Here is a 25,713-nt window from a genome sequence, read left to right on the forward strand (position 1 = left end):
CCCGCGGCTATCCATTCAAGCCGCCCCCCCCTTCCCCCTTGATCACCGCCTGCACCACGGCGACAATCCACGCGTGCCTTTGCCGTTTGGCTCCCCCATCAACCGGGCCCACCGCATGCGCTTTTTCAATGCCCGCTCGCTCGCCTCGGCGATTTGCCAGTCAGGGACTGCCCGCGCCCTCCTGGCCGCGCTGCTCACGACACTGCTGGCAGCCTGCTCCTCACCCGTGCAACTCATGCCCACACCCGTCAAGTTCACGACGGGCCAGGCCGACCCCTTCGCACACAAGGCGGCGGCCGACATCACCTCGATTCCGCTCCTGTACGCCACCAACCGCGCCGTCTTCCTGGAATCGCGCCAACCCTTCTATTCCATCTTTCCCAGCGACACGCTGCGCATGGGCGTGGCCAAGGTGCAGATCGGCGACGGGACGCTGGACTGGGATCAATTGCGCCAGCTTTCCACCACCGGCAGCCAGCGCGGCAGGCCGGTGCTCAGCCTGGAGCGTATGGAAGAGCTGGTTGCCCTCACGCCGCAGAGCGATGCAGAATCCTCGCCCGAGGCCCAGGCCTACTTCGCGCTAATCAACGACGCCCTGGCGGTCAGCCGGCACCGCGACCTGATCGTCTATGTGCACGGCTTCAACAATGCCGTATGGCGCGGCACCGCGCAGGCCGCGCAGTTTCATCACTTTACGGGCCGGCAGGCGGTCGTCCTGGCCTTTCTCTGGCCATCGGCCGGCAGCCTGCTGTCCTATGCCACGGATGTCCGCACCGCGCGGGCATCCGTGCCCGCCTTCGCGCGCCTGCTGGAACTGCTCGCGCGCAACACGAATGCCGAGCACATCAACGTGCTGGCGTTCAGCGCGGGCGCGCGCATTGCCAGTGAAGGACTCGCCACGCTGGCTCAGCCCCGCGACGGCGAAAGCCGCGAGGCATTGCGCGCACGGTTGCGTCTGGGCCAGATCTATTTCGCGGCGCCCGACGAGGACACGTACCGCTTCGTGACGGACCTGCGGCAGTACATCGACCTGACCGAACGCGTGAGCCTGGGCGCCAATCTAGGTGATCGCGCCTTGCGATTCGCAGCGCGCCACCAGCGGGCGTCACGGGCCGGCCGGCCCGATGCGGACGATCTGACCGAGGAGCAGGTGGATTTCGTCAACGCCGCCTCGCAGCGGCTGAACTTCGACATGATCTGGGTCGATCCGCGCGCCATCCCCGATCTGAATCGCCGCGCCCACAGCTTCTGGTTCGGCAACGCGTGGGTCAGCAGCGACGTGCTGATGCAGTTCCTGTGGCACAAGGCGCCGGCCGAGCGCGGGCTGCAGGAAGGCTTTACGCAGCAAGGCATGCGCTTCTGGACCTTCCCGCCCGACTACGACCAGCGCGTCAAGACGCTGATGCAACAGCGCTGACGCCCCGCCGACAAACCACTCTCGGGCCGCGCCCGGATCAGAACACCGCCATGCGGCTGTTGATGAGGTCGGTGACCAGCATGTGGCCCGGCGCATGCGTGATGCAGAATTCCGGCCGCACCGCCGCCACCACCGATTGCGGCGTCACGCCGCACGCCCAGAACACCGGCATTTCGCCAGGGCGGATCTCCACGGGATCGCCGTAATCGGGTGCACCGATATCCGAGATGCCGATGAGCGACGGATCGCCAATGTGAACGGGCGCGCCATGCACCGATGGGAACCGCGACGTCACCTGGATCGCCCGGATCGCGTCGGCGGCCTTGAGGGGCCGCATAGACACCACCAGCGGACCGCCGAACACGCCAGCCGGCTGCGTTGCGATGTTGGTGCGGTACATGGGCACATTGCTGCCCTGCTCGATGTGGCGCACGGGCAAGCCGTTGTCCAGCATCGCCTCTTCAAAAGAGAACGAGCAGCCGATCAGGAACGACACGAGGTCGTCGCGCCACAGGTCGCGCACGTCCGTCGGCTCCGCCACGAGTTCGCCGTCCTTCCAGACCCGGTATCGCGGGATGTCGGTGCGGATGTCGATGTCCGCGCCAAGCTCGGGCAACGACGGGTCGCCCGCCTCGGACATGGCCAGCAAGGGACACGGTTTGGGATTGCGCTGGCAGAAGTGCAGGAAATCCGCCGCCAGCGCGCGCGGCAAAATCGCCAGGTTGGCCTGAACGTGCCCCGGCGCCAGATTCGCCGTGGGACCCGTCAGGCGCCCGCTGCGGGCATCCAGCCGCGCCTGGCGGGCGAGCGCGAGGCTGGTTCTAACGTTATCGGCGTCTGGCATGGGTTCTCTCGTTGCAGGTAAGCGCCGCTCAGCGCGCGGCGAACAGGTCTTCGACCGACAGGCCGATGCCCAGGACGCGGCGGTCCGCACCATTGCTGGCCGCGATCATCAGGCCCACGGGCGCCGTGCCCGCCGCGTGGCAGGGCAAGGACAGCGCGCAGCCGTCCAGGAAATTGATGAGGGTGGGATTGCGCAGGATGAGTCCGTTGGCGGCGTAGTAGGCTTCGTCGGAACCCTGCAGGTCCGCGACCGGCGGCGCCACGATGGGCGTCGTGGGCATGATCAGCGCGTCGTAACCGGCAATGCGGTGGTCCACAGCGGCTACCCACGCCTCGCGCGCATCGAGCAGTTCGATGTAATCGGCGGCCGTCATATCCTGGCCGCGCATGATGCGCGAGACAACGCGCGGGTCGTAACGCTTGCCCGCGCGCGCGATCAGGTCGCGGTGCCAGGCCCAGGCTTCGGCGGCGGTGAAACCGCCCTTGCTGTTGATGGCGGCCAGCTCGGCGAATTCCGGAATCTCGATCCGGTCGATCAGCGCACCGGCGTCCTCCAGCCGTTGCACCGTCGCCGCGAAGGTGTCGGAGACATGCTTGTCCATGGCGTCCAGCGCCAGCGTCGTCGGAATGGCCAGACGCAGGCCACGCACGGGCAGCGCCTGCGGCAAGGGACCCGCGTCGCCCGACAGGATGGCGTCGAGTTCGGCGCAGCAGCGTACGCTGGCGGCGATGGGGCCGATGGAATCCAGATTGGCCGACAGCGGCAGCACGCCCTGCATGGACACCCGCCAGGCGCTGGGCTTGAACCCGGTCAGGCCGCACAGGGCGGCAGGAATGCGCACGGAGCCGCCCGTATCCGACCCGATGCCCGCGACGGCCATGCCGTCCGCAACCGACACCGCCGCACCGGACGACGAGCCGCCGGGAATGCGGCCGGTGGCGCGGTCGTACGGATTGAGCGGCGTGCCGTAGTGGGGATTGATGCCCAGGCCCGAATACGCGAATTCGGTCATGTTGGTGCGGCCGATGATGACGGCGCCCGCGGCGATCAGGCGCTGCACGACCTCGGCATTCGCTTCGGCCGCCGGCTCGCCTTCGCGCGCCACGGACCCGGCCATCGTGGTCTCGCCCGCGATGTCGAACAGGTCCTTGATGCTGATGGGCAACCCTTCGATCGCGGACCGCACGATGCCGGCCGCGCGCAGCGTGTCGGACGCGCGCGCCTGCGCCAGCGCCGAATCGGCATAGAGCTTGGTGAAGGCGCGAGCGCCCTCGCCCGCCGGATCCTGAGCCCGCGCCAGCGCGGCTTCGGTCAACGCGACGGAGGTGCTGCGGCCCTCACGCAGGGCCGAGGTCAGATCATTCAGGGTCGAAACCATCATTGTCCTAATGCCGCCTGGCGGCGTAAGTGTTCGGTCGGGCGCCTTCGCGGGGAACGCGCCCGGATTCAGCGCCGAGCGTGGCGGCCATCAGGCGACCACGGGCAGCGACTCGACATGATAGCGGTGGCGCAGCGTGCGATTCAGGCGCGGATCGTGCAGTTCCATCGTGAAATCCGCGGCCGGGCGGATGCCGCCGATGGCGGCCACCGTGCCGCAGGTCATGCCTGCGCCATCCGGCAGGACGGCGCCGCCGCCCGTGTAGCCCGCGATCAGATCCTGCGGCGTGCGCAACGTGGACAGCGGCCCTTCCTGGTACAGCACCTTCTCGCCGTTTTCAACGATGTAGGCGCGGATGATCAGTTCGTCCCAGTGCCCCGCCACGTCCGCGAGACGCCAGGCTTCGGCGCCAACAGGCTTCACGCAGACCTGCTTGGACATCGCCACGCTGACGGTCTCCAGCTTGCGGTCGGTATGGTCGGAAGCGATGCTGACGTACATCTCGCCGTCGACGGCAAAGACAAACGTTTCGACCTCGCCCGACGATTCCTCGCCCAGCGCCTGCACATTGGCGGACTGGGTGAGCTGGTTTTCGGCGATGCGGTAGTACAGCGGCACGCTGCTCGGACGCGGCACGCCGATGGCGGCCAGTTCCTCGATGTGGTGTTCGATGGCAGCCATGTCGCGCCCGGCCCAGCCCGCCACGATCACGCTGTTGAAGGCCACTTCCACCTGGCGGGGATTGGCGTCGTCGATCTTGAATACGGCTTTCATATCAGTCCTGCGAAGAAGGAGTGGGAAGCGGCGCGGCCAACGGGCCGCGCCGGAATCAAAGAGTCATCAACCGAAGACGCGCGGCAACCACAGCGCGATGTCGGGCCAGAAAGCCAGCAGCGCCAGCATCACGAACATGGCCGCCACGAACGGCAGGCTGCCGACAATCACGGCGCTCATCGAGCCGCTCTTGCGCAGGCTTTGCACGACGAACAGGTTCAGGCCCACGGGTGGCGTGATGAGCGCAGCCTCGACCAGAATGATGATCACGATGCCCAGCCAGATGGGGTCGTAGCCCAGCGCGATCATGATGGGCGCCACGATGGGAATCGTCGTGATCATCATGGACAGCGTCTCCATGAAGCAGCCCAGCACCAGATAGAAGATCACCACGATCAGGAGCATCCAGCCAGGGGACAGGCCGAGACCGGTGATGGACTTGGTCAGCGCATCGGTCAGGCCCGTCGCCGACATGACGAAGTTCAGGAAGCTGGCGGCAATGACGATCAGCATGATCATGGCCGTGGACCGCATCGTGCCTTCCATCACCTCGCGCAGCATCGACCACGTCAGGCGGCGGAACCACGCGGCCAGGATGAACGCGCCCAGCACGCCCAGCGCGGCGGCCTCGGTAGGCGTCGCCAGGCCCGCATAGATCGATCCGACCACCAGGAAGAAGATGCCCAGCGGCGGCGCCAGATGCACGAGGCTGGCGATGCGTTCGCCCCACGTTGCGTGGATCTTCTTGCCGCCCCACGACGGTTTGGCCACGCAGGCGATCACGACGGTCAGCATGAACAGCGCCGCCATCGCAAAGCCGGGGATGATGCCGGCCAGGTACAGCTTGGGCACCGACGAGTTCGTCAGCACGCCATAGATGACCAGATTGATCGAAGGCGGGATCAGGATACCCAGCGTGCCGCCCGCGGCAAGGCTGCCAAGAAAAAGCGGCTCGTTGTAACCGTACTTGCGGATCTGCGGAATGGCGACGGTGCCCACGGTAGCAGCCGTTGCCACGCTGGAGCCGGATGTCGCCGAGAACAGCGTCGAGGCGCCAATGTTGGCGTGCATCAGTCCGCCCGGCAGCCACGACAGCCATAGGCTCATCGCGCCGTACATGCGCTCGGCAAAACCGGCGCGCAGCAGCACTTCGCCCAGCATGATGAACAGCGGAATCGCAACCAGCAGGAATTCGTTGTTCGAACTCCAGGAGATCTCGCCGATGGCCCGCGTCAGCGGCAGCATCGAGAACATCGGATCCAGGATCAGACCCAGGACGCCAAGCGCGGCGCCCACGGGGATCGACAGGCCGATCAGGACCAGCAACAGGGTCAAGGCGGTGGCAATCATGCGGCTTCTCCCTTCACCATGCGCTCGCCTGCGGCGGCTTCCTCGTCAGCCTCTTCCTGCGCCGAACGCACGCCGCAGATCTGCTTGACCAGTTCGATATCGCCCGTGACGAGCGCGGCGGATGCCCGCGCCAGCATCAGCGCGACCGTGATGCACATCCACGCCAGACCCAGCACCCACAACCCCTGCGGAATCCAGAGCGGCGTGGCCAGCGGCGTGTTGGCAGAGGACTTCTGCGTCCAGGACGTCACCACCACGTCGTACGCGTAATACGTCAGAAACACCATGAAGACGGCCAATGCCACCATGGAGATCCAGTCCAGCACGGCCGACAGGCGAACCGGCAGGTATTGATAGAGCACATCGACGCGCACGTTGGCGCGCTGCAGCGTGGCAAACGCCAGCGCCCAGGAGGTGCTGATGGCAAACGCGTAGCTGGACAGTTCGTCCGCGCCCCCGGTCGTGAAACCCAGGAACTTGCGGGCCAGCACGTCGAAGGAAATGAGCAGCACGCTGGCCACGGTCAGGGCGCCGCCGGCCCATACAGCCGCGCGGGAAAAGCTCTCCGCGCGCCGCAACAGGCCGCCGAGCAGGCGGAAGTGTTCGGTTTGAGTCATGAATGGAACCTCAGGTGGCACGGCCTGCCATCGCGTGCGGGCGCCGCGGACCTCATGCCAAGGTCACGGACCAGCGCGCGCCATCACCGGCCGGAATTCGCGCCGGCCCGCGGGCCGGCGCGTCCTGGCGCTTACTTGCTGGCGGTCAGGTTCAGCGTCTTGCCGACCGTGGCATTCCAGTCCTTCACGCACTGCGCCGAGCAGCGGGCGGCCCACTTGGGCAGGACGGCCTCTTGCGCCACCTTCTTGAGCAGCGCCTTGTCGGCGTCGGAGGGTTGCACCAGGACCATCTTGCCCTTGACCGGGAACGGGCACGCAGCCGCGCCGGTGTTGCAGTCATAGCCTTCCTGCGTCTGGCGCGCGGCGGCATCCCAGATGTTGTCGACCAGCGTCTTGACGTTGTCCTGCAGGAACGTGCGCACCTTCGGATCCAGCTTGTCCCAGGCCTTCTGGTTGACGGCATGGATCTGCTGGTTCCAGTTGATCGGCAGCGCCACCAGGTGCGTCGACACCTCGTACCACTTGGCGGAGTAGCCCGACAGCGAGCCCGTGATGGCGCAATCGACCACCTTGTTCTGCAGCGCGGGAACGACTTCGCCGAAGGCCATCGTCACGCTCGAACCACCCAGTGCTTCGACAAATTCGGCCGTGGTGCGGCTGCTGGTGCGGACCTTCTTGCCCTTGATGTCGGCCAGGCCCTTGATCTCGGCATTGCAGAACAGCACCTGCGCCGGATAGGTGGAGATGCCCAGCAACTTGACGTTGTTGCCTTCGCCGTACAACTTGGCGTAGACGGGCTCGAAGGCTTCGGTCACGGCGCGCGCCGTCTTGACGTCGGGCGCGAGGCCAGCCAGGTCGATGGCTTCGTTGATCGGGTTGTCGCTGGCAAAGTAGGACAGCGTGGCGGTGCCGAATTCGATGACGCCCTGCGACATCAGGCGCAGCAGCTCGGGCCCCTTCAAGCCCATTTCATTGAAGCCCTTGATCTCCGCCGTGACCTGTCCCTTGGACTGCTCGGGAATGGTCTTGGTCCAGAACGGCTTTTCGTAGTCGTTGTAGGCGGTCAGGTTGGACAGGCCGCCCACGATCTTCAAGTGGGTCTTGGGAAGGTCCTGGGCGTGGACGGCGCCGGCCAGAAGGCTGGCGGCGATGGCGGCAAAAGCAAGGGACTTCTTCATGGAAAAACTCCTGGCTGCGGGATCGTGTGCCGCGCGCGGGATCCCGTTGTCCTGGTTGCGCGCCGGTAGGAATCGGTGGTCTCGGATGTGTATCCAGCCGCTACTCCGTTATGAGCGCCATTGCAGCGTCAGGGGCGGCGAGCGTCCAATCGTAAGTTCCGATGTGGGGGTATAAATATTTTTTGGGTCTCGCGGCGTGCGGCGGCGCCAATCCGCGCAAACGACGCATCGGCGCGGCTTTGCGGCCGACGGGCAAGCGCGGCGGCACCCTTCTCGCTTATGCAACAAGCAATCCGCGACGCCGCCCGCTCGGGAAAACACCTACGGCCAAATTGCCGGTCAGGTCTGCGCGGCAACCTTTTGCGCCATCTGCGCGATGACGCGCACGGCATGGCTGTCCGGCCCTTGCACCCACGTGGCGGTGAAGCTCAACTCGGGCAGCGGATCAGCCTGCACCTGCAGAATGCGCAACTCGCCGCGCGCCAGCTCCTTGCCCAGAAACACGGGCGCGATCACGCTGGTGCCGATCGCGTCCTGCGTCATCCGCACCACCATGGACATCGAGGCGCTGCCATACATGCGCGGCGACGTGACACCCGCACGGGTCAGCATGTCGCGCACCACGCGGTACGGCGAACTGTTGGAGGGATAGGTGATGATCGGCAGCTTGCCGATCGTTGCTAGCGTCAGAGGCTCGGGCCCCAGATCCAGCACCGGACTGGCGACCCACGCGAGCGGGTAGGTGCACAGCGGCAGATTCTCGACCCGTGCTTCAAGCACCGGCCCCATCAGAAACGCCAGATCGATCTGGCGCGACATCAGGTGCGAGCGCAGCACATTCGTGGTATCGACTTCGATTTCCAGCACCAGCGCGGGATACGTCGCGTGGATCAGTTCAATGAGCGCGGGCAGCCAGGTCTGCACGATGGTCTCGGCCACGCCGATGCGCACGGTTCCCGACATGACGTTCTGCTCGCGCGCGGCTTCGAACATGTCGCGCCGCACCTGCAGCATGCGCTCGGCATGCGACAGCAGTTCGTGTCCCTTGGCGGTCAGCTTGACGCCGCGCGCATCACGCTCGAACAGCTTGACGCCCAGGTCGGCCTCCAGCGAAGCGATGCGCTGCGAGACGGCGGGTTGCGTGGTGTTGAGTTTGTCGGACGCGGCGCGAAAGCTGCCCAGCGTGGCGACCCAGAAAAACGTTTCGACGTTGCGTAGTTCTATCATTGGCCTTTTCCCCCGGCGCGATGAGCGTATCATGTCAGCCGCCCATCGCCCCAAAGGCGCCATGCCTCGTGCACGCTGAAAGGAGTACCCTCCATGTCCCCGGCCGATAACGGTCGCCCGCGCTCCGGCGCGTCCGCCGCGCGCGGCCCGATGATCGGTGTGCTGCTGCTGGTGCTGTCGATGTGGACCCTGTCGTGCCTGGACGCGAGCGGCAAGTGGGTCATGGACGCGGGCGTACCTTTGCTCGTGCTGTCGTGGTTCCGTTACGCCATCCACCTGGTGCTCGTGCTGGCGCTTGTGCTGCCCGCGCGCGGCATGGGCGTGTTGCGCAGCACCAAGCCGCGCGAGCAGCTCATCCGCGGCGGCTCGATGTTCCTGGCCACACTCATGTTCTTCACGACGCTGAGCTACATCCCCCAGGCCGAGGCCACGTCCATCAATTTCCTGGCGCCGTTGCTCGTGCTGTCGCTGGCGCCCTGGATCCTGAAGGAACCCGCGCGCATGTCGCGCTTTGTCGCGGCGGGCATCGCCTTTGTCGGCGTGCTGATCGTCATCCGCCCCGGCGGCGGCCTGCACCCGGTGGGCACGATCTTCGGCCTGCTGACGGCCTGTTGCTTCACGGCCCAGTTCATCGCCACACGCCGCGTCGCCGGCGACGACCCCTTCACCTCGCTGATCTGGAGCGGTGCGGTGGGCACGATCTGCCTGACCCTTGCCCTGCCCTTCATCCTGCCGCCCGCCCTGCCGTTCCTGCAGGCCTTGTCGGCGTTCGACTGGGCCGTGCTGATCTCCACCGGCATCACGGGCTGCGTGGGCCACCTGTTCCAGATCGCCGCCTATCGCCGCGCGCCGGCGTCCACGCTGGCGCCGTTCATCTACCTGCAGATCATCAGCGCCACGTCCGTGGGCTGGCTGGTATGGGGCCATTTTCCCGACCCGCTGACCTGGCTGGGCATCGCCATCATCTGCGCCAGCGGCGTGGGGATCGGCATGATCGAATGGCGCCGGGGCCGCGCGCAGAGCGCCGCGGCGGCGCGGGCTGCCCGCGGCACGTAAGCCCGGCGTTGATCGGCGACAGATTCGAAATCGCGGGCCGGCCGCCTCCCGTACAATGCGCTTCGCCTGATGCCCATTCCCGCATCCGTCCCTGGCGTATTCCCAACAAGAGGCTCCCATGATCATCAAGCCCCGCGTGCGCGGTTTCATCTGCGTCACCACCCATCCTGCCGGCTGCGAAGCCAACGTGAAGCAACAGATCGACTACGTGAAGGCGCAAGGACCGGTGCCTGGGGGCCCCAAGCGCGTGCTGATCCTGGGCGCCTCGACGGGGTATGGGCTGGCCGCACGCATCAGCGCGGCCTTTGCCTGTGGCGCGCAGACGCTGGGCGTCTTCTTCGAACGGCCGGGCGACGCCGCCAAGCCGGGCACGCCGGGCTGGTACAACAGCGCCGCGTTCCACAAGTTTGCCGAGGCCGAAGGCCTGTACGCCAAGAGCATCAACGGCGACGCCTTTTCCGATGAGATCAAGCAAAAGACCATCGCCGCCATCAAGGCGGACCTGGGTCAGGTCGATCAGGTCATCTACAGCCTCGCCGCCCCGCGACGCACGCACCCGAAGACGGGCCAGGTCTACACCTCCACGCTCAAGCCCATCGGCAAATCCGTGACCTTGCGCGGCCTGGACACCGACAAGGAGCTCATCAAGGACGGCGTGCTGGAACCCGCCTCGCAGGACGAGATCGACGCCACCGTCGCCGTGATGGGCGGCGAAGACTGGCAGATGTGGATCGACGCGCTGCTGGAGGCCGGCGTGCTGGCGGACGGCGCCACCACCACGGCCTTTACCTATCTGGGCGAAAAGATCACGCACGACGTCTACTGGAACGGGTCCATCGGCGCGGCCAAAAAAGACCTGGACCAGCGCGTGCTGGACATCCGGGCCAGGCTTTCGGAACACGGGGGCGACGCGCGCGTGTCGGTGCTCAAGGCAGTGGTCACGCAGGCAAGCTCGGCCATCCCGATGATGCCGCTGTACCTGTCCCTGCTCTTTAAGGTCATGAAGGAAGACGGCACGCACGAAGGCTGCATCGAGCAGGTGTATGGGCTTTATCGCGACAGCCTGTGCGGCCCGTCGCCGATCCTGGACGACGAAGGCCGGCTGCGCGCCGACTACAAGGAACTGGACCCGAAGGTGCAGGCGCGGGTGCAGGCGCTGTGGGATCAGGTCGATACGGACAGCCTCTATGCGCTGACCGATTTTGCTGGCTACAAGCGCGATTTCCTGCGGCTGTTCGGGTTTGAAATCGACGGCGTCGATTACGCGGCCGACGTCGATCCGGTCGTGGAGATCCGCAATCTGGGGTGAACGCAGGGCGGCGGTGCCGGCCGCGCGTTGCTCGTGCTGTCCCGGCGCACCGGGACGGCGCCATTCCTACAGGTATTCCAGCGTCACCAGATAGCGCTTGCCTGAGGCTTGCGCTTCGGCATTGGCCGCGGGCACTTCCCGCACGGAGGTTTTGACCCGCGGCGCCGGATCCTCGGCGCGGGCCCGGGATTCAGGCGCGCAAGCCACGCGGGGGAGTCCACCGGCGCTTGCCGGCGTCACACGCGGCATGCACCCTGCCGGCTCCACAATGCCACCGACAAAGCGGATGACACCACCGCTCGCGCCGGCAACGGCGGGCGCCAGCAACGCAACAACCAAGAACGCATGGATGGATGTACGGGCAGACATGGCAACTCCTTGAGTTAGCCTACTCCCGTACATTTGCGACAGCAATGGGTATTCGTCTCAATCGTCCGTGACCATGCGGCCGGCGGCCAGCACCAGTTGCCGCCCGCAGCGCGCCGCCAGTTGCGGATCGTGCGTGACCAGCACCAGCGTCGTCCCGTGCTCGCGGTGCAGGTCGAACATCAGATCGATGACCGTCACGCCGGTTGCGGCATCCAGGCTGCCGGTGGGCTCGTCGGCAAACAGCAGGTCCGGCTGCACGACAAACGCACGGGCCAGCGACACACGCTGCTGTTCGCCGCCCGACAGCGTGCGCGGATAGTGGTGCAGGCGCGCGCCCAGCCCCACCCGTTCCAGCATGGCCTGCGCGGCCTCGCGCGCGGATTGGCCGGCCAGCTCCAGCGGCAGCATCACGTTTTCCAGCGCGGTCAGGTTGGGCAGCAACTGGAAGGACTGGAACACGAAGCCGACGTGATTGGCCCGCAGGCGCGCGCGGCCGTCTTCGTCCAGGGCGAACAGGTCCTGCCCGGCAAGGTGTACGCTGCCCACGCTGGGAACATCCAGACCGGCCAGCAGTCCCAGCAGAGTCGACTTGCCCGAGCCCGAGCTGCCCGTGATGGCCACGGCGCTGCCCGCCGCGACCGTAAAATCAATTCCTTCCAGGATAGAAAGCGATCCACCGGCATCGGCCACCCGCTTGCCCAGCCCTTTCACCACGATTGAGTTATTGCTATCCATGCGCCTATTTTCCCGTCTGCTTCTTGTGACTGCCTTCGCGACCGCCGCGGCGGCGCCCGCCCACGCTCAGACCGCCGCGGCGCCCCAGGGTTCCACGCCGCGCACCGTGCTGGTGGTGGGCGATAGCCTGTCCGCCGAATACGGCATCAAACGCGGCACGGGCTGGGTGCCCCTGCTGTCCGCGAGGATCTCAGAACAATACCCGAAGTTCCAGGTCGTCAATGCCAGCATCAGCGGCGACACGACCAGCGGCGGCGTTGCCCGCCTGCCCGCCCTGCTGCGCCAGCATGCGCCGGCGGTCGTCGTGCTGGAGCTGGGCGCCAACGACGCGTTGCGCGGCCTGCCCCTGAACATGACCGAGCAAAACCTGCGGACCATGACCCAGGCGGCGCGCAAGGCCGATGCCGAGGTGCTGATCGTCGGGATGCAGATTCCGCCCAATTACGGACGGGACTACGCCCAACGCTTTGCCGCGGTGTTTTCCAATGTGGCCAAAAACGAAAACGCCCAGCTCGTGCCCTTCCTGATGGAAGGTATCGCGACGAACCGGGCGATGTTTCAGGCTGACGGCATCCACCCTAACGAGGATGCCCAGCCTCAATTGCTGGACAACGTGTGGCCGGCGCTGCGGCCCATGTTGAACTGACTATCTGACAGGGCGATCAGCCCGCGGCCTGGGCCTGATCGCCGCGGATGACATCCGCGGCGGCGGGCGTGACGTTCACCTCGTACTGCTGGCGCAGCATGCGGATCAAAGCCTCGTTTTCGGCTTGGCCCCATGCACCCGACAGTTGCTGCGCCAGGCGCTCCATGTCGGCCGCATCGGACTTGCCGGCTTCCACCTTTTCCAGACGCACCAGCGTGTAGTCCACGCCGGACTGCACCCCCGTGAAGGCCGGCAGCGTGGCCGACGGCAGGCGCATCACGGCGTCCAGCACCGGGCGCGACAGATCCTGGGGATTCTGGCGCGTCACACTGATGGCCGGGCCGAAGCCTTCGGGCGTCGCGGCGGGATCAGCCTTGGCGGCCGCCAGGGCCGCTTCGCCGGCCTTCTTGGCGGCTTCGGCGGAGCGCTCGTCGAGCAGCTTGGCGCGAATGACTTCGCTGACCTTGTCCAGCGGCGGCACGTGGGCCGGTTCAACGGAGGCAACGCGCACGGCCAGCATCGTGTCGGGCGCGAGTTCGATCACACCGGAATTCTGCTTTTCGCGCAGCACGTCGGGCGAGAACAGCACTTGGCGCACGCGCGGGTTGTCCAGCAGCGCGGCGTCGGGGCTATCAGCGGCGGAGCCCGGACCGGCCTTGTCGGCGGGCAGCAGGCCTTCGCGGGTGACGCCCGAAGCGGTGCGCAGCTTCAGGCCGACGGCGTCGGCAGCCGGTTGCAGGCTGTCGCGCTGGTCGTAGACCTGCTTGTTCAGCTGGCTGGCCATCTCGGAAAAACGCTGCGCGGCGATCTGCTTGCGGACTTCCGCGGTGATCTGGTCCTTGACCTCGGCCAGCGGCTTGACGGCGCCCGGGCTGATTTCCGTGACCTTGACGATGTGCAGGCCAAACGGGCTTTCGACCACGCCGGACACCTGGTTCTGGGCCAGGCCGAAGATGGCCTTGTCCAACGGGCCGGGCTGCGCACCCGGGGCAATCCAGCCCAGGTCACCGCCCTTGGCGGCCGAGCCGGCGTCCTGCGAATTCTTGGCAGCCAGTTCGGCGAACTTGGCGGGATCGGCAGCGGCCTGCTTGGCGATGTCTTCGGCCTTGGCGCGCGCGGCCTTGCGGGCGTCTTCGCCCGACGGCAGCTCGATGAAGATGTGGCTGGCGCGGCGGCGCTCGGGCTGGCCAAAGCGGTTCTTGTTCTGTTCGTAATACGAAGCCAGGTCCTCGTCCTTGACCTGCACGCCTTGCGTGGCGGCGGCTTCGTCCAGCACCAGGTATTGCACCTGCACCTGTTCCGGCACCTGCAATTGCTGCTTGTTGGCGTCGTACCAGGCCTGGATGTCGGCCGGGTTCACGGTGACTTGCGAGCGGAAGTCCGCGGCGGAGAAGTTGCGCAGTTGCACGGTGCGGGCCTGGGTCAGCGCCGATTCCACGGCGGCGACCACTTCGGCCGGCGCGCGGGCCGATTCGCCGACGGGCTCGAGCACACGGGCGATGGCCAGGTCGCGGCGCAGGCCGGCTTCAAACGACGTCGGCGACATGCCCTGCGCGGCCAGCACCTGGCGATAGCGTTCGGGCGAGAAGCGGCCGTTATCCTGGACTTCGGGGATGGCGGCGATCGTGTTGCGCAGCGTCTCGTCGGACACCGAGAAACGGTTGTCGGCGGCCACGTTGGCGAGCAGGCGCTGGTTGATGAGCTGGTTCAGCAGGCCTTCACGCAGCGCGGGCGTATCGATCACGGCCGGATCGAACTGGGCGCCCAGGCGCTGGCGGAACTGGTCAAGCTGGTTGCGGTGCGCCTGATCAAACTCGGCGCGGGAAATCGGCTGGCCAGCCACCGTCGCCAGCTCGGGCTCCCGACTCATGAAGCTGTCATAGCCTTGAATCCCGACCAGGAAGAAGGAAGGCACGATCAAGATCAGCAGGATGAACTGCATCCAGCGCCGATGGCTGCGAATAAATTCGAACATGGAATCCCTGTTGCCGCGCTCCGGGGGTAGACGCCCGGGGCCGCACGAAAACGCATAAAAAAAGGCGAAGTCGATTCGCCTCTATTCCCATACCGGTTCAAACCGGGTTCAGCGGGCGGATTTTACCATTTCTCATTCATTGCGCGGCCATTGCCCAAGCCAACGGGCAATGCGCGGCGTCGTGGACCATCCGTCCCCACGGAGGGCGAGGTCCGTCAACCCGGGAATCCCCCATTACCGCCCCCGCGCCGCGCTCGTATCGTGGGCTGGGGTTAGCCCGCAGATCGAGGGCCGCCCTGCCAGGCCGGCGCCAGGCCGGCTCCCCTTCCCGCGCGCAAAAAGGTCACCCACGATGCCGTTCATGCCTTCCCGCCTCCCGTTGCTGAAGTCCTGTGTCGCCCTGATGTTTCTGAGCTGCGCCCACGCCGCGCAGGCCGCCCCGGTGGCCAATGTGCTGGACGCGGCAAAGGGCCAGCAGCAGGCAATGCTCGATACCATGCGGGATCTGGTGAATATCGAGTCGGGCAGCAAGGATGTCGAAGGCGTTGAACGCATCGCCGAACTGATCCGCGACCGGCTCAAGGAACTGGGCGGCGCCGTCGAGATCATTGCGCCTACCGACGTGTTCCGGCTGGACGACACCCCCGAGAAGGTCGGGCCGATGGTCCACGCGGAGTTCAAGGGCGGCGGCAGCAAGAAGATCATGCTGATCGCCCATATGGACACGGTGTACCGCAACGGCATGCTGAAGGACCAGCCGTTCAGGATCGACGGCGACAAGGCCTATGGCCTGGGAATTGCCGACGACAAGCACGGCGTGGCGGCCATCCTGCACACCATCGCGCTCCTGAAAACACTGAAGTTTGCCGACTACGGCACGCTGACGGTGCTGATCAACGGGGACGAAGAGATCAGCTCGCCCGGCGCGCGCAGCACCATCACCCGCCTGGGCGCCGATCAGGATGCGGTCTTTTCGTTCGAGGGCGGCGGCATGGAACCGCGCCTGACGCTGGCCACCAGCGGCATCGGGGCGGCGTACCTGACCGTGCAGGGCAAGACCTCGCACGCAGGCGCCCGGCCGGAGGGCGGCGTCAATGCGCTCTACGAGCTGTCGCACCAGCTCCTGCAGCTGGACGATCTTTCCAAGCCCGACGAGGGGCTGAAGCTGAACTGGACCGTCGCCCAGGCAGGCACCAACCGCAACGTCATTCCGGGACTGGCCACCGCCCAGGGCGACGCGCGGGCGCTGCGCGTGGCCGACTTCGACGCCCTGGCGCGCACGCTGGAGGAACGCATCCAGAAGAAACTGCTGCCCGAGTCCAAGGTCAGCGTGAAGTTCGAGGTCCGCCGCCCGCCGCTGGAGGCGACTGCGGCGTCGCGCGCCCTGGCCCAGCACGGCGTGAAGGTCTACCAGGAGCTCGACCTGCCGCTTAAGGTGGTGGACCGGGCCAGCGGTGGCGGCACGGACGCCGCCTTTGCGGCGCTGAAGGCCCGCGGACCCGTCATCGAGGGCATGGGACTGAGCGGATTCGGCGCGCATTCGAATGACGCCGAGTACGTCCTTGTGAGCAGCATCGTGCCGCGCCTGTATCTGGCCACGCGCATGATCATGGACGTGTCGCAGAACAAGGTATCCTTGCAACCTGTCCCAAAAGAACCCCAAAGCAGCACCAAATGACCGCAAACCTCCCCTCCTGGCCTTACTCCCGCCACATCGCGCATCGCGGCGGCGGCCGTCTGGCGCCGGAGAACACGCTGGCCGCCATGCGCGTCGGCGCCGAACACGGCTTCACCATGTTTGAGTACGACGTGAAGCTCAGCAGCGACAACGTGCTGGTGCTGATGCACGACGACGACGTCGACCGCACCTCGAACGGCAAAGGCCCTGCCGCCGCCAAGACCTACGCCGAACTGGCGCAGCTTGATTTCGGTAGTTGGCATTCGGCGGCCTACGCCGGCGAACCGCTCCCCACCTTTGCCGCCGTCGCCCGCTACACGCTGGCCAACGGCATCGCCAGCAACGTCGAGATCAAGCCCTGCCCCGGCCGCGAAGCCGAAACCGGCCGCGCCGTCGCCCTGGCGGCCCGCGAACTGTGGCAAGGCGCCGGCACCGCGCCGCTGTTGTCCTCGTTTGCCGAAGAAGCCTTGGAAGCCGCCCGCCAGGCCGCTCCCGAATTGCCGCGCGCCCTGCTCGTGGAAAAGGTGCCCGCCGACTGGCGCGAACGCCTTGCCAAATATGAATGCGTGGCGCTGAACATCAACCAGAAGGACGCCACCCGCGAACTGATCGACGCCGTGCACGCCGCCGGCTACCGCATCGCGGCCTGGACCGTCAACGACCCCGAGCGCGCGCGCCTGCTGCTCGACTGGGGCATCGACGGCATTTTCACCGACGAGCTGGCCGCCATCCGGCCCGCCGCCTGAGGCAGAAAGCCCCGTGTTCAGCTACCGCCACGCCTTTCACGCCGGCAACCATGCCGACGTGCTCAAGCACGCCATCCTGGTCCATACCCTGGACTACTTCAACAAGAAAGACGCCCCGTACTGGGTCATCGACACCCATGCAGGCGCCGGCCTCTACAGCCTGGACAGCGACTGGGCAGCCAAGACGTCCGAATTCGCGGACGGCATCGGCCGCCTGTGGGAAGCGCAGGACCTGCCGCCACTGCTGGCCGATTACGTTGCGCGCATCCGCGACTACAACACCAACGGCCGTCTGCGCCGTTATCCGGGCTCGCCGTGGCTGACGCTGGACGCGCTGCGCCCGTCCGACCGCCTGCGCCTGTTCGAGATGCATCCCACCGAAATCGACACGCTGGTCGGCAACCTGGAGCACCAGGGCCGCGCCGCGCAGCGCCAGACCACAATCTACGGCGACGACGGTTTCGAGGGCATCAAGGCGCTGCTGCCGCCGCCCACGCGACGCGGCATGGTGCTGATCGACCCGTCGTATGAGGACAAGCACGACTATCGGCGCACGCTCCTCACCGTGAAGGAGTGCATCAAGCGCTTTGCCACCGGCACGTATGCCATCTGGTATCCGCTGGTGCAACGCCGCGAGGCCAGCGAGATGGCGCGCCATTTCGAGAACCTGAAGGTCAAGAGCTGGCTGCACGCCACCCTGACCGTCAAGAAGGCGACCATCGATGGTTACGGCCTGCACGGCAGCGGGATGTTCCTCATCAACCCGCCCTGGACACTGCACGACGCGTTGAAACAGGCTATGCCGTATCTGGCGCGCGAACTGGCACAGGACGAACGCGCAGGCTTCACGCTGCAATACCGCGAGAACCCGTTCCCGGTGCCGAAGAAGCAATCGGACGACTGACGCCCTGCCCCGCACCGGGGCAATGCGGCCGCACCGACGACAAAGGGCCGCGCCTTCATGGCGCGGCCCTTTTTTTGCGATCGCGATCCTATGAGGTCCGCGACCCTTTCAGGTCAGCGACCCTTTTTGCGTCCGCGCCCCGCTTACATCAGCGGCGCTCAGACCGTTTCCACGTCGGCCTGGCGCATCGCTTCCTGCGCCAGCGCCAACTTCGACGCGGCATCGCGCAGCGCGGTGCGCAGGCCTTCCTCGATCACCGGGTGGTAGAACGGCATTTCCAGCATGCGCGCCACCGTGAGCTCCTGCTGCACGGCCCACGCCAGCAGATGGCCGATGTGCTCCGCGCTGGGTCCGATCATCTCGGCGCCCAGGAAGCGGCCTGTTTCAATATCGGCGTAAACATGCAGCATGCCGCGGTTCTTCAGCATGACGCGCGAACGGCCCTGGTCGCTGAAATCCACTGCACCGGTAACGAACGTGCCCGGCACCAGCTTGGCGTGTCCTGCGCCGACCAGCGCGATCTGCGGATCCGAAAAGACCACGCCCAGCGGCGCACGGCGCAATCCCTCGCGCACTTCCGGGAAGCGCGCCGCGTTCTCGCCCGCAATGCGCCCTTCGTCGGCGGCCTCGTGCAGGAGCGGCGCGTCGGCGTTGGCGTCGCCGGCAATGAAGATCGGCGAGCTGCCCGCCTGCATCGTCAGCCGGTCAAACTGCGGCACGCCTTGCGCGTTGAGCGCCAGCGACGTGTTTTCCAGACCAAGACCATCGACGTTGGGACGGCGGCCCGTGGCGACCAGCGCGTAGTCGAAGCGCTCGGTGCGCTCGCTGTTGTCCAGCGCCACGTAACGCACTTCCACCTCGTCGCCGACGCGGCTGGTTTCCAGGACGCGGGCATCGGTGTCCAGATAGAACTCGCGCTGAAAGATCTTGCGGGCGGTTTGCCGCACCTGCGGATCGCTGATGCCGCCCAGGCTGCCGCTCATGCCGAACACGCGCACTTCCACGCCCAGCCGGGCGAGCGCCTGGCCAAGCTCCAGCCCGATCACGCCAGGCCCGAAAACCGCCACGCGATTAGGCAGGTCGTCCCACGCAAACACGTCATCGTTCACAACGAGGCGATCGCCGAGCGCGCGGAAAGGCGGCGGCACGGACGGCCGCGAGCCGGTGGCGATCACGACACGCGAGGCCTGGATTTCGGTGTGGTCATCCACACGCAGCACGGTGTCGGACACGAATTTCGCGTAGCCGCGCACCTTGTCTTCGGCCGGAATGTTTTCCACGCCGTCGACAACGAAGCCCACAAAGCGGTCGCGCTCGCGCTTGACGCGGTCCATGACCTCGGCGCCGTCGACCGTGATCTCGCCGCCGACATGCACGCCGAACGCATCGGTGTGCGCCGCCGCGTGCGCCGCCTCGGCGGCCGCGATCAGCAGCTTGGACGGCATGCAGCCGACCCGGGCGCAGGTCGTGCCGTAAGGGCCGCCTTCGATAAGCAGCGCGCGCTTGCCCGCCGCCTTGGCGGCTCGGTAAGCAGCCAGGCCTGCGGTTCCGGCGCCGATGACAGCAATGTCGGTATGCAGCGTCTTCATGATTGGGAATCCCCCGTGGTCGCGTAATGATCAGAATGTGAAGGCAAATTCCGCCTTGTTGCGTGCCCTCGAGGCAAACGCCGTCCTGCGTCCTGATTTTGGACGCACGGCGCCCGCACAAGGGCGCAAAAGAAGGGAAACTTGCGGGAGTAGCGCGGCGGCTACGTTGCCGGCCATTGCGCCGGAGCGCGCGGCGGCCAGTGCGGAATCAACCGCCGCGCGCTCCGGGCGACCGGGCGGGGACCATGCCCCTGCCCGGCCGTCTCGCCGGTCAATCAGGCGAAGTGCGCCTTCAGGTCTTCCAGGCCGCCGATCAGGGCGCCGTTGATGAACACCTGCGGGGCCGTGCCCTTGCCGGACACTGCGCCGATCACGCGGCCGCGGACCTTGTTTTCCAGCGGGATCTCGATCGGGGCGTAGCCCTTGCTGTCCAGCAGCGCCTTGGCTTCGACGCAGAACGGGCAGCCGGGCTTGGAGAACACCACGACCTGGTCAGGCTTCTTGGCGGACGGCGCGAAGTGAGCCAGCATGGTGTCGGCGTCCGACACTTCAAACGGATCGCCTTCCTTTTCCGGCTCGATGAACATCTTTTCGACGACACCGTCCTTGACCAGCATGGAATAGCGCCAGCTGCGCTTGCCGAAGCCCAGGTCGCTCTTGTCGACGAGCATGCCCATGCCTTCGGTGAAGGCGCCGTTGCCGTCGGGCAGCAGCGTGATGTTGGCCGATTCCTGGTCCTTGGCCCATTCGTTCATGACGAAGGTGTCGTTGACCGACACGCAGACGATGCTATCGACGCCGGCGGCGAAGAACGCGGGAGCCAGTTCGTTGTAGCGCGGCAGGTGGGTGGACGAGCAGGTCGGCGTGAAAGCGCCGGGAAGCGAGAAGACCACGACCGTCTTGTTCTTGAACAGGTCGTCGGTCGTGACCTTCTTCCACGTGTTGTCCTCACGAACGGGGAACGTCACATTCGGAACACGTTGGCCTTCGCGGTTTTGCAGCATTCGATTCTCTCCTTGGTTTGATAACTTAAGTGGCGGGTTTCTGGCCCGCCATGAAAAGAATCATAAATCTCGACTATCAATTAATCCAATTTAATTACTTTAATTGATCGATAGCCTAATTCGATTGATGAATATTCAAAGAAAGATAGAAGCTATCACAAAGCCGCGTTCGCGTCCTCAGACGCGGGCCGGCTCGTAACCCGCGTCCCGGATGGCGGCTTCTACCTTGTCGGCCTGGTCGGTGCCGCTGATGGTGACGCGATGCGTGGGCAGATCCACGGCGACCACGGCGCCCGGGACAGCCTCGTTGACGGCGCCGGTGATGGTCTTGACGCAATGGCCGCAGGTCATGTCGGGCACTTGGAAAGCGATGCTCATGGTTTTCTCCAAAAGTTGACGGCGGCGCTTGAGCCACCATGTCGGGCAGGTTAAACGTTCCCATCATGTCAAGGTCAAGCGTAGAATGGCGCTTGACCTTCCCACGATGGGAAGGATGAAACTGGGCGCTCCCATCCAGATCGAGATAGTCATGCACGCAGCACGCTCGTCCTCATTTTCCGAATTGGAACTCGCCATCGAAGGCATGACCTGCGCATCATGCGTCAAGCGCGTGGAAAAAGCGCTGGCGAATGTTCCCGGCGTTGCGCAGGCGCAAGTGAACCTTGCAACCGAGCGCGCGCGGGTCTCCTTCGACCCCACGGCTGCCGAGCCGCAGGCGCTCGTCGCGGCCGTCGGCAAGATGGGCTATGAGGCGCGTCCGATCGCCGACCAGGATGACCATGCCGAGCGGCAGTCCGAAGCCCGCGACGCCGAGGCGCACCGCTTGCAACGTGCATTCATCGCCGCGTTGGTCCTGACGCTGCCGGTGTTTGCGCTGGAGATGGGATCGCACCTGATTCCCGCCATGTACCACTGGGTGATGGAAACGATTGGCCGGCAAAACAGCTGGCTGCTGCAGTTTGTACTGACCACCGCCGTGCTGGTCTGGCCGGGCCGGCAGTTCTTCACCAAGGGGCTTGTGGCGCTGTGGCGCCGCGCGCCCGAAATGAATTCGCTGGTGGCGCTGGGCGCGGGCGCGGCCTGGGGCTATTCGGTTGTCGCCACGTTTGCGCCGGGCTTGCTGCCGAACGCCGCGCGCAACGTCTATTTTGAAGCTGCCGCCGTCATCGTCACGCTGATCCTGCTGGGCCGCATGCTGGAAGCCCGGGCCAAGGGCAAGACGGGCGCGGCCATCAAGCGGCTGATCGGCCTGCAGCCGCGCACCGCGCGCGTGCTGCGCGACGGCCAGGCGCAGGACATCGAGATCGAACGCGTGCGCACGGGTGACATCGTGATGGTGCGGCCGGGCGAGAAGATTCCGCTGGACGGCGACATCATCGAAGGCAGCTCGTACGTCGACGAATCCATGCTGACGGGCGAGCCCGTGCCCGTGGAAAAGCAGCCGGGCATGCAGGCCACCGGCGGAACGCTGAACACGTCCGGCAGCTTCACGCTGCGCGTCACGCACACGGGCGCGGACACCATGCTGGCCCGGATCATCCGCATGGTCGAAGCGGCCCAGGGCGCGCGGCTGCCGATCCAGGCGATGGTGGACCAGGTCACCGCGTGGTTCGTGCCGGCGGTCATGGCGGCCGCCCTGCTCACCTTCCTGGCGTGGTTCTTCATGGGCCCCGAACCGGCGCTATCCCATGCGCTGGTCAACGCGGTGGCCGTGCTGATCATCGCCTGCCCGTGCGCGATGGGGCTGGCCACGCCCACGTCCATCATGGTGGGCACCGGGCGCGCCGCCGAAATGGGCGTGCTGTTCCGGCAGGGCGATGCGTTGCAGACGCTGCGCGACGTCAACGTCGTGGCCTTCGACAAGACGGGCACCCTGACGTTGGGCAAGCCCACACTCACCGAACTGGAGCCCTCACCGTGCCAGGATCCGCAGCAGGTCCTGCAGTGGGTGGCGTCAGTGCAGGCGCGCTCTGAGCATCCCATCGCGCTGGCCATCGTGGCCGCGGCTGCCGAACGCAAGATTGAACTGCTTCCCGCCGACAACTTTGCCGCCATTACCGGCGCCGGCGTCGAGGCCACGGTGGCGGGCCGCAAAGTGCTGGCGGGCGCAGCGCGTCTGATGGCCGAACGTGGCGTCGACGTCAGCGCATTCGGCGCACGCGCCGCCGACTGGGGCAACGAAGGCAAGACGCCGATCTACGTCGCCATCGACGGCCAGGCGGGCGCCATGATCGCCGTGACGGACCCGGTCAAGCCCTCGGCCGTCTCCGCCATCGCCGCGCTGCACGCGCAAGGCCTGAAGACCGCCATGATCACGGGCGACAACCGCCACACCGCGCAGGCGGTCGCGCGCCAGTTGGGCATCGATGAAGTGCGCGCCGAGGTGCTGCCGGACGGCAAGGTCGAGGCTATCGCGACGCTGCGCGAAGGCGGCCGCAAGGTGGCGTTCGTGGGCGACGGCATCAACGATGCGCCCGCATTGGCCGCAGCCGACACCGGCATCGCAATCGGCACCGGCACTGACGTGGCGATCGAGGCGGCGTCCGTCGTGCTGATGGCCGACGACCTGCACGGCGTGCCCAACGCCATCGCGCTCAGCCGCGCCACGCTGGCCAACATCCGCCAAAACCTGTTCTGGGCGTTCGCCTACAACGCTGCGCTGATACCCCTGGCCGCGGGCGCGCTGTATCCGGCCTTCGGTCTGTCGCTGTCGCCGATCTTCGCGGCGGGCGCGATGGCGCTGTCCAGCGTCTTCGTGCTGGGCAATGCGCTGCGCCTGAAGGCATTTCGCCCCCACGGGAGGCAAGCATGAACATCGGACAAGCCGCCAAGCAATCCGGCATCTCGGCCAAGATGATCCGCTATTACGAAAGCATCGGCCTGATCAGCCCCGCCGTGCGCACCGATTCCGGCTACCGCGTGTACAGCGATCATGACGTGCACACGCTGCGCTTCGTGCGCCGCGCGCGCGATCTGGGGTTTTCCGTGGAGCAGATGAACGAGCTGCTGGCGCTCTGGCAGGACCGCAGCCGAGCCAGCGCAGACGTCAAGCGCATTGCGCTTGAGCACGTTGAGGAGCTGGAGCGCAAGGCGGAGGCGCTGCGCGAGATGGCCGCCACGCTCAAGCATCTGGCGCAGCATTGCCATGGCGACGAGCGGCCCGACTGCCCTATTTTGGAGAACCTGGGTTGCTCGCACTGACGACACGCGGCGGAAGTTTTCCGGCCGCGGGATAACGCCCGGCGCGGGAGACGCCCGCCGCGGGGTACGCCCACCGTGGGGGTACGCGCGCCGCGGGTGCGCCCGCCGCTGCTTTTTACTGGTCCGCCTGCGCCTCGGCGGCGACACGGGCCTCGTAAGCTTCGGTGGCGGCCTGCTTGGCTGCCGCCTTTTCAGCCGCCGCGGCCAGCTTGGCTTCCTCGGCGGCCGCCGCATCGGCCGCTGCCTGGATCGCGCGCTGACGAGCGCGTTCCTTCGCCTCCCGCACACCCTCGGCATCCAGCGTTTCGAATACGGCGATGGATTCCACATGGCCCGTGTGCGGGAACATGTTGATCACGCCGGCGCTCTTGAGCACGTAGCCGCCCTCGTGGACCAGGATGGATGCGTCGCGCGCCAAGGTGCCGGGATTACAGGACACATAGACGATGCGGCGCGGCCGTTCTTCGAACGTGAGATCGGACAACGCCTGCGACACCGCGTGGGCGCCTTCGCGCGGCGGATCGATCAGCATGCGGTCGAAGTAGCCCAGGCTGCGCAGCCAGGTCGCGTCGACTTCGAAGAGGTTCAGCGTGGCAAAGCTGGTGCGCTCGCCCAGGCCGTGGCGCGACGCTGCATCGAAGGCGCGGTCGGTCAGCGCCTTGCTGCCTTCCACGCCCACGGCCTCGCGGCCTTGCGTGGCCAGCGGCAGCGTGAAGTTGCCCAAGCCACAGAACAGATCGGCCACGCGGTCGGTGGGCTGCACGTCCAGCAGTTTGAGCGCGCGGGACACCATTGCGCGGTTGATGGCGTGGTTGACCTGCGTGAAGTCGGTGGGCCGGTACGGCATGCGCAGGCCGAACTCCGGCATGGTGTAGGACAGCGCATCGTTGTGCTCGCGCTCCAGCGCGTGCACCGTTTCCGGACCCTTGGACTGCAGCCACCATTGCACGTTGTGCTTGGCCGCGAAGGCGCGCAGGATGGCGATGTCGCCGTCGGTCAGCGGCAGCAGATGGCGCAGCACCAGCGCCGTCACGCCTTCGCCGAGCGCCACCTCGATCTGGGGCATGCGGTCAGGGGCGGACATGGACGCGATCATTTCGCGCAGCGGGATCAACAGATCGCTGACGTGGCGCGGCAACACATGGCATTCGCGCATGTCTGCCACAAAGCTGCTCTTGCGTTCGTGAAAGCCCACAAGCACCCCGCCCTTCTTGGGCACCACGCGCACCGACAGGCGCGCGCGATAACGGTAGCCCCAGGTCGGCCCCTGCAGCGGCGGCAGGATCAGCGCCGGGCGCAGCTTGCCGACATGCCAGAACGTGTCTTCGAGCGCGCGTTGCTTGATCGCCACCTGCGTGGTGGGCTCCAGATGCTGCATGGCACAGCCGCCACAGACGCCGAAATGCGGGCAGCGGGGTTCCACGCGTTGCGATGAGGGACGCAGCACCTCGTCGACACGGGCGGTTTCATAGGAAGGCTTGCGGCGCAACGTGACCGCGGTGACCCGTTCGCCCGGCAAGGCGCCTTCCACGAAAATGACTTTCCCGTCGCGGCGGGCGATCCCCCTGGCTTCCAGGTCCAGGGATTCGATACTCAAAACGTCAGACATCTCACGCAGTCCAGAATTGCACGCAACCCGTGATTGTAGAAGGACTTCGCGATTTACCGGAAATCGGGTTTGATGGGGCCGGAGCGGCCCGCACCGCGCCGCGTGGT

The 25,713-nt window shown here is 66.3% G+C and carries 23 protein-coding genes; 9 read left to right on the forward strand and 14 right to left on the reverse strand.

The window, feature by feature from the left end; genetic code table 11:
• Window positions 1–1,417: alpha/beta hydrolase (locus tag B3098_RS19170; protein ID WP_286898491.1), on the forward strand; the 1,417-nt coding region annotated here is incomplete at its 5' end.
• 37 nt (window positions 1,418–1,454) lie between these two features.
• Here the strand turns inward: B3098_RS19170 and B3098_RS19175 are convergent.
• The 7 genes from B3098_RS19175 to B3098_RS19205 all read right to left on the reverse strand — a co-directional run bounded on the left by B3098_RS19175 (window position 1,455) and on the right by B3098_RS19205 (window position 8,785).
• Window positions 1,455–2,261, reverse strand: coding sequence for a putative hydro-lyase (locus B3098_RS19175; protein ID WP_286898493.1), 807 nt, complete (start codon window positions 2,259–2,261; stop codon window positions 1,455–1,457).
• 28 nt (window positions 2,262–2,289) lie between these two features.
• The gene (locus tag B3098_RS19180; RefSeq protein ID WP_286898731.1) at window positions 2,290–3,639 is read right to left on the reverse strand and encodes an amidase; all 1,350 of its coding nucleotides are present in this window, start codon (window positions 3,637–3,639) and stop codon (window positions 2,290–2,292) included.
• A gap of 90 nt (window positions 3,640–3,729) precedes the next feature.
• Window positions 3,730–4,413 (reverse strand): DUF2848 domain-containing protein, encoded by a 684-nt coding sequence (locus B3098_RS19185; protein WP_286898495.1) that lies wholly within the window; start codon window positions 4,411–4,413, stop codon window positions 3,730–3,732.
• 66 nt (window positions 4,414–4,479) lie between these two features.
• Window positions 4,480–5,763 (reverse strand): TRAP transporter large permease, encoded by a 1,284-nt coding sequence (locus B3098_RS19190; protein ID WP_286898497.1) that lies wholly within the window; start codon window positions 5,761–5,763, stop codon window positions 4,480–4,482.
• Window positions 5,760–6,380: a TRAP transporter small permease subunit gene (locus B3098_RS19195; protein WP_286898499.1), complete on the reverse strand. Its 621-nt coding sequence runs from the start codon at window positions 6,378–6,380 to the stop codon at window positions 5,760–5,762. Before B3098_RS19195 ends, B3098_RS19190 begins: the two co-directional genes overlap by 4 nt.
• Before the next feature lie 131 nt (window positions 6,381–6,511).
• Window positions 6,512–7,558 carry a TRAP transporter substrate-binding protein gene (locus B3098_RS19200; RefSeq protein ID WP_105238771.1) on the reverse strand — a complete coding sequence of 349 codons (1,047 nt, stop codon included), beginning with the start codon at window positions 7,556–7,558 and terminating at the stop codon, window positions 6,512–6,514.
• 339 nt (window positions 7,559–7,897) lie between these two features.
• Window positions 7,898–8,785, reverse strand: a complete 888-nt coding sequence (locus tag B3098_RS19205) for a LysR family transcriptional regulator (protein ID WP_286898503.1) — start codon at window positions 8,783–8,785, stop codon at window positions 7,898–7,900.
• A gap of 93 nt (window positions 8,786–8,878) precedes the next feature.
• Between B3098_RS19205 and B3098_RS19210 the strand changes: the two genes are divergently transcribed.
• Window positions 8,879–9,841 (forward strand): DMT family transporter, encoded by a 963-nt coding sequence (locus B3098_RS19210; RefSeq protein WP_218343703.1) that lies wholly within the window; start codon window positions 8,879–8,881, stop codon window positions 9,839–9,841.
• A 118-nt stretch (window positions 9,842–9,959) separates the two neighbouring features.
• A complete protein-coding gene (gene fabV, locus B3098_RS19215) occupies window positions 9,960–11,150 on the forward strand; it encodes an enoyl-ACP reductase FabV (protein ID WP_286898505.1) in 1,191 nt (396 codons plus the stop codon).
• Between the two features lie 66 nt (window positions 11,151–11,216).
• On the opposite strand, the gene B3098_RS19220 is transcribed toward fabV, so the two are convergent.
• A complete protein-coding gene (locus B3098_RS19220; protein ID WP_286898507.1) occupies window positions 11,217–11,519 on the reverse strand; it encodes a hypothetical protein in 303 nt (100 codons plus the stop codon).
• Between the two features lie 57 nt (window positions 11,520–11,576).
• Entirely contained in the window at window positions 11,577–12,254 is a 678-nt protein-coding gene (locus tag B3098_RS19225) for an ABC transporter ATP-binding protein (RefSeq protein WP_105238766.1), read from the reverse strand.
• On the opposite strand from B3098_RS19225, the gene B3098_RS19230 reads away from it, so the two are divergent.
• A complete protein-coding gene (locus B3098_RS19230) occupies window positions 12,253–12,900 on the forward strand; it encodes an arylesterase (protein WP_286898509.1) in 648 nt (215 codons plus the stop codon). The two genes, B3098_RS19225 and B3098_RS19230, sit on opposite strands and share 2 nt — an antisense overlap.
• Window positions 12,901–12,916: 16 nt before the next feature.
• On the opposite strand, the gene B3098_RS19235 is transcribed toward B3098_RS19230, so the two are convergent.
• Complete coding sequence (locus B3098_RS19235; protein ID WP_175136626.1) at window positions 12,917–14,875, reverse strand: SurA N-terminal domain-containing protein; 1,959 nt, start codon at window positions 14,873–14,875, stop codon at window positions 12,917–12,919.
• A gap of 352 nt (window positions 14,876–15,227) precedes the next feature.
• On the opposite strand from B3098_RS19235, the gene B3098_RS19240 reads away from it, so the two are divergent.
• Genes B3098_RS19240 through B3098_RS19250 form a run of 3 tightly spaced genes read left to right on the forward strand, consistent with a single transcriptional unit; the run spans window position 15,228 to window position 18,203 of the window.
• Entirely contained in the window at window positions 15,228–16,553 is a 1,326-nt protein-coding gene (locus B3098_RS19240) for a M20/M25/M40 family metallo-hydrolase (RefSeq protein WP_286898512.1), read from the forward strand.
• Entirely contained in the window at window positions 16,550–17,299 is a 750-nt protein-coding gene (ugpQ, locus tag B3098_RS19245) for a glycerophosphodiester phosphodiesterase (RefSeq protein WP_175136628.1), read from the forward strand. Before B3098_RS19240 ends, ugpQ begins: the two co-directional genes overlap by 4 nt.
• A gap of 13 nt (window positions 17,300–17,312) precedes the next feature.
• Window positions 17,313–18,203, forward strand: coding sequence for a 23S rRNA (adenine(2030)-N(6))-methyltransferase RlmJ (locus tag B3098_RS19250; protein ID WP_175121701.1), 891 nt, complete (start codon window positions 17,313–17,315; stop codon window positions 18,201–18,203).
• Window positions 18,204–18,361: 158 nt separating this feature from the next.
• On the opposite strand, the gene B3098_RS19255 is transcribed toward B3098_RS19250, so the two are convergent.
• From B3098_RS19255 to B3098_RS19265, 3 genes are all read right to left on the reverse strand, one after another.
• Window positions 18,362–19,792: a dihydrolipoyl dehydrogenase gene (locus B3098_RS19255; RefSeq protein ID WP_175121702.1), complete on the reverse strand. Its 1,431-nt coding sequence runs from the start codon at window positions 19,790–19,792 to the stop codon at window positions 18,362–18,364.
• 275 nt (window positions 19,793–20,067) lie between these two features.
• The gene (locus tag B3098_RS19260) at window positions 20,068–20,796 is read right to left on the reverse strand and encodes a glutathione peroxidase (protein WP_108005634.1); all 729 of its coding nucleotides are present in this window, start codon (window positions 20,794–20,796) and stop codon (window positions 20,068–20,070) included.
• Window positions 20,797–20,973: 177 nt separating this feature from the next.
• Window positions 20,974–21,174: a heavy-metal-associated domain-containing protein gene (locus B3098_RS19265; RefSeq protein WP_175121703.1), complete on the reverse strand. Its 201-nt coding sequence runs from the start codon at window positions 21,172–21,174 to the stop codon at window positions 20,974–20,976.
• Between the two features lie 151 nt (window positions 21,175–21,325).
• Here B3098_RS19265 and B3098_RS19270 point away from each other — a divergent pair, with 151 nt between their 5' ends.
• Together B3098_RS19270 and cueR are read left to right on the forward strand one after the other, a co-directional pair.
• Window positions 21,326–23,608, forward strand: a complete 2,283-nt coding sequence (locus B3098_RS19270) for a heavy metal translocating P-type ATPase (protein WP_286898522.1) — start codon at window positions 21,326–21,328, stop codon at window positions 23,606–23,608.
• Window positions 23,605–23,997 (forward strand): Cu(I)-responsive transcriptional regulator, encoded by a 393-nt coding sequence (cueR, locus tag B3098_RS19275; RefSeq protein ID WP_175121705.1) that lies wholly within the window; start codon window positions 23,605–23,607, stop codon window positions 23,995–23,997. Before B3098_RS19270 ends, cueR begins: the two co-directional genes overlap by 4 nt.
• Before the next feature lie 115 nt (window positions 23,998–24,112).
• On the opposite strand, the gene rlmD is transcribed toward cueR, so the two are convergent.
• Window positions 24,113–25,606 (reverse strand): 23S rRNA (uracil(1939)-C(5))-methyltransferase RlmD, encoded by a 1,494-nt coding sequence (gene rlmD, locus B3098_RS19280; RefSeq protein WP_286898526.1) that lies wholly within the window; start codon window positions 25,604–25,606, stop codon window positions 24,113–24,115.
• Window positions 25,607–25,713 lie beyond the last annotated feature (107 nt).

Origin of the sequence: Achromobacter sp. UBA2119 (assembly GCF_002331005.1) — a bacterium.
Classification (GTDB): domain Bacteria; phylum Pseudomonadota; class Gammaproteobacteria; order Burkholderiales; family Burkholderiaceae_B; genus Achromobacter; species Achromobacter animicus.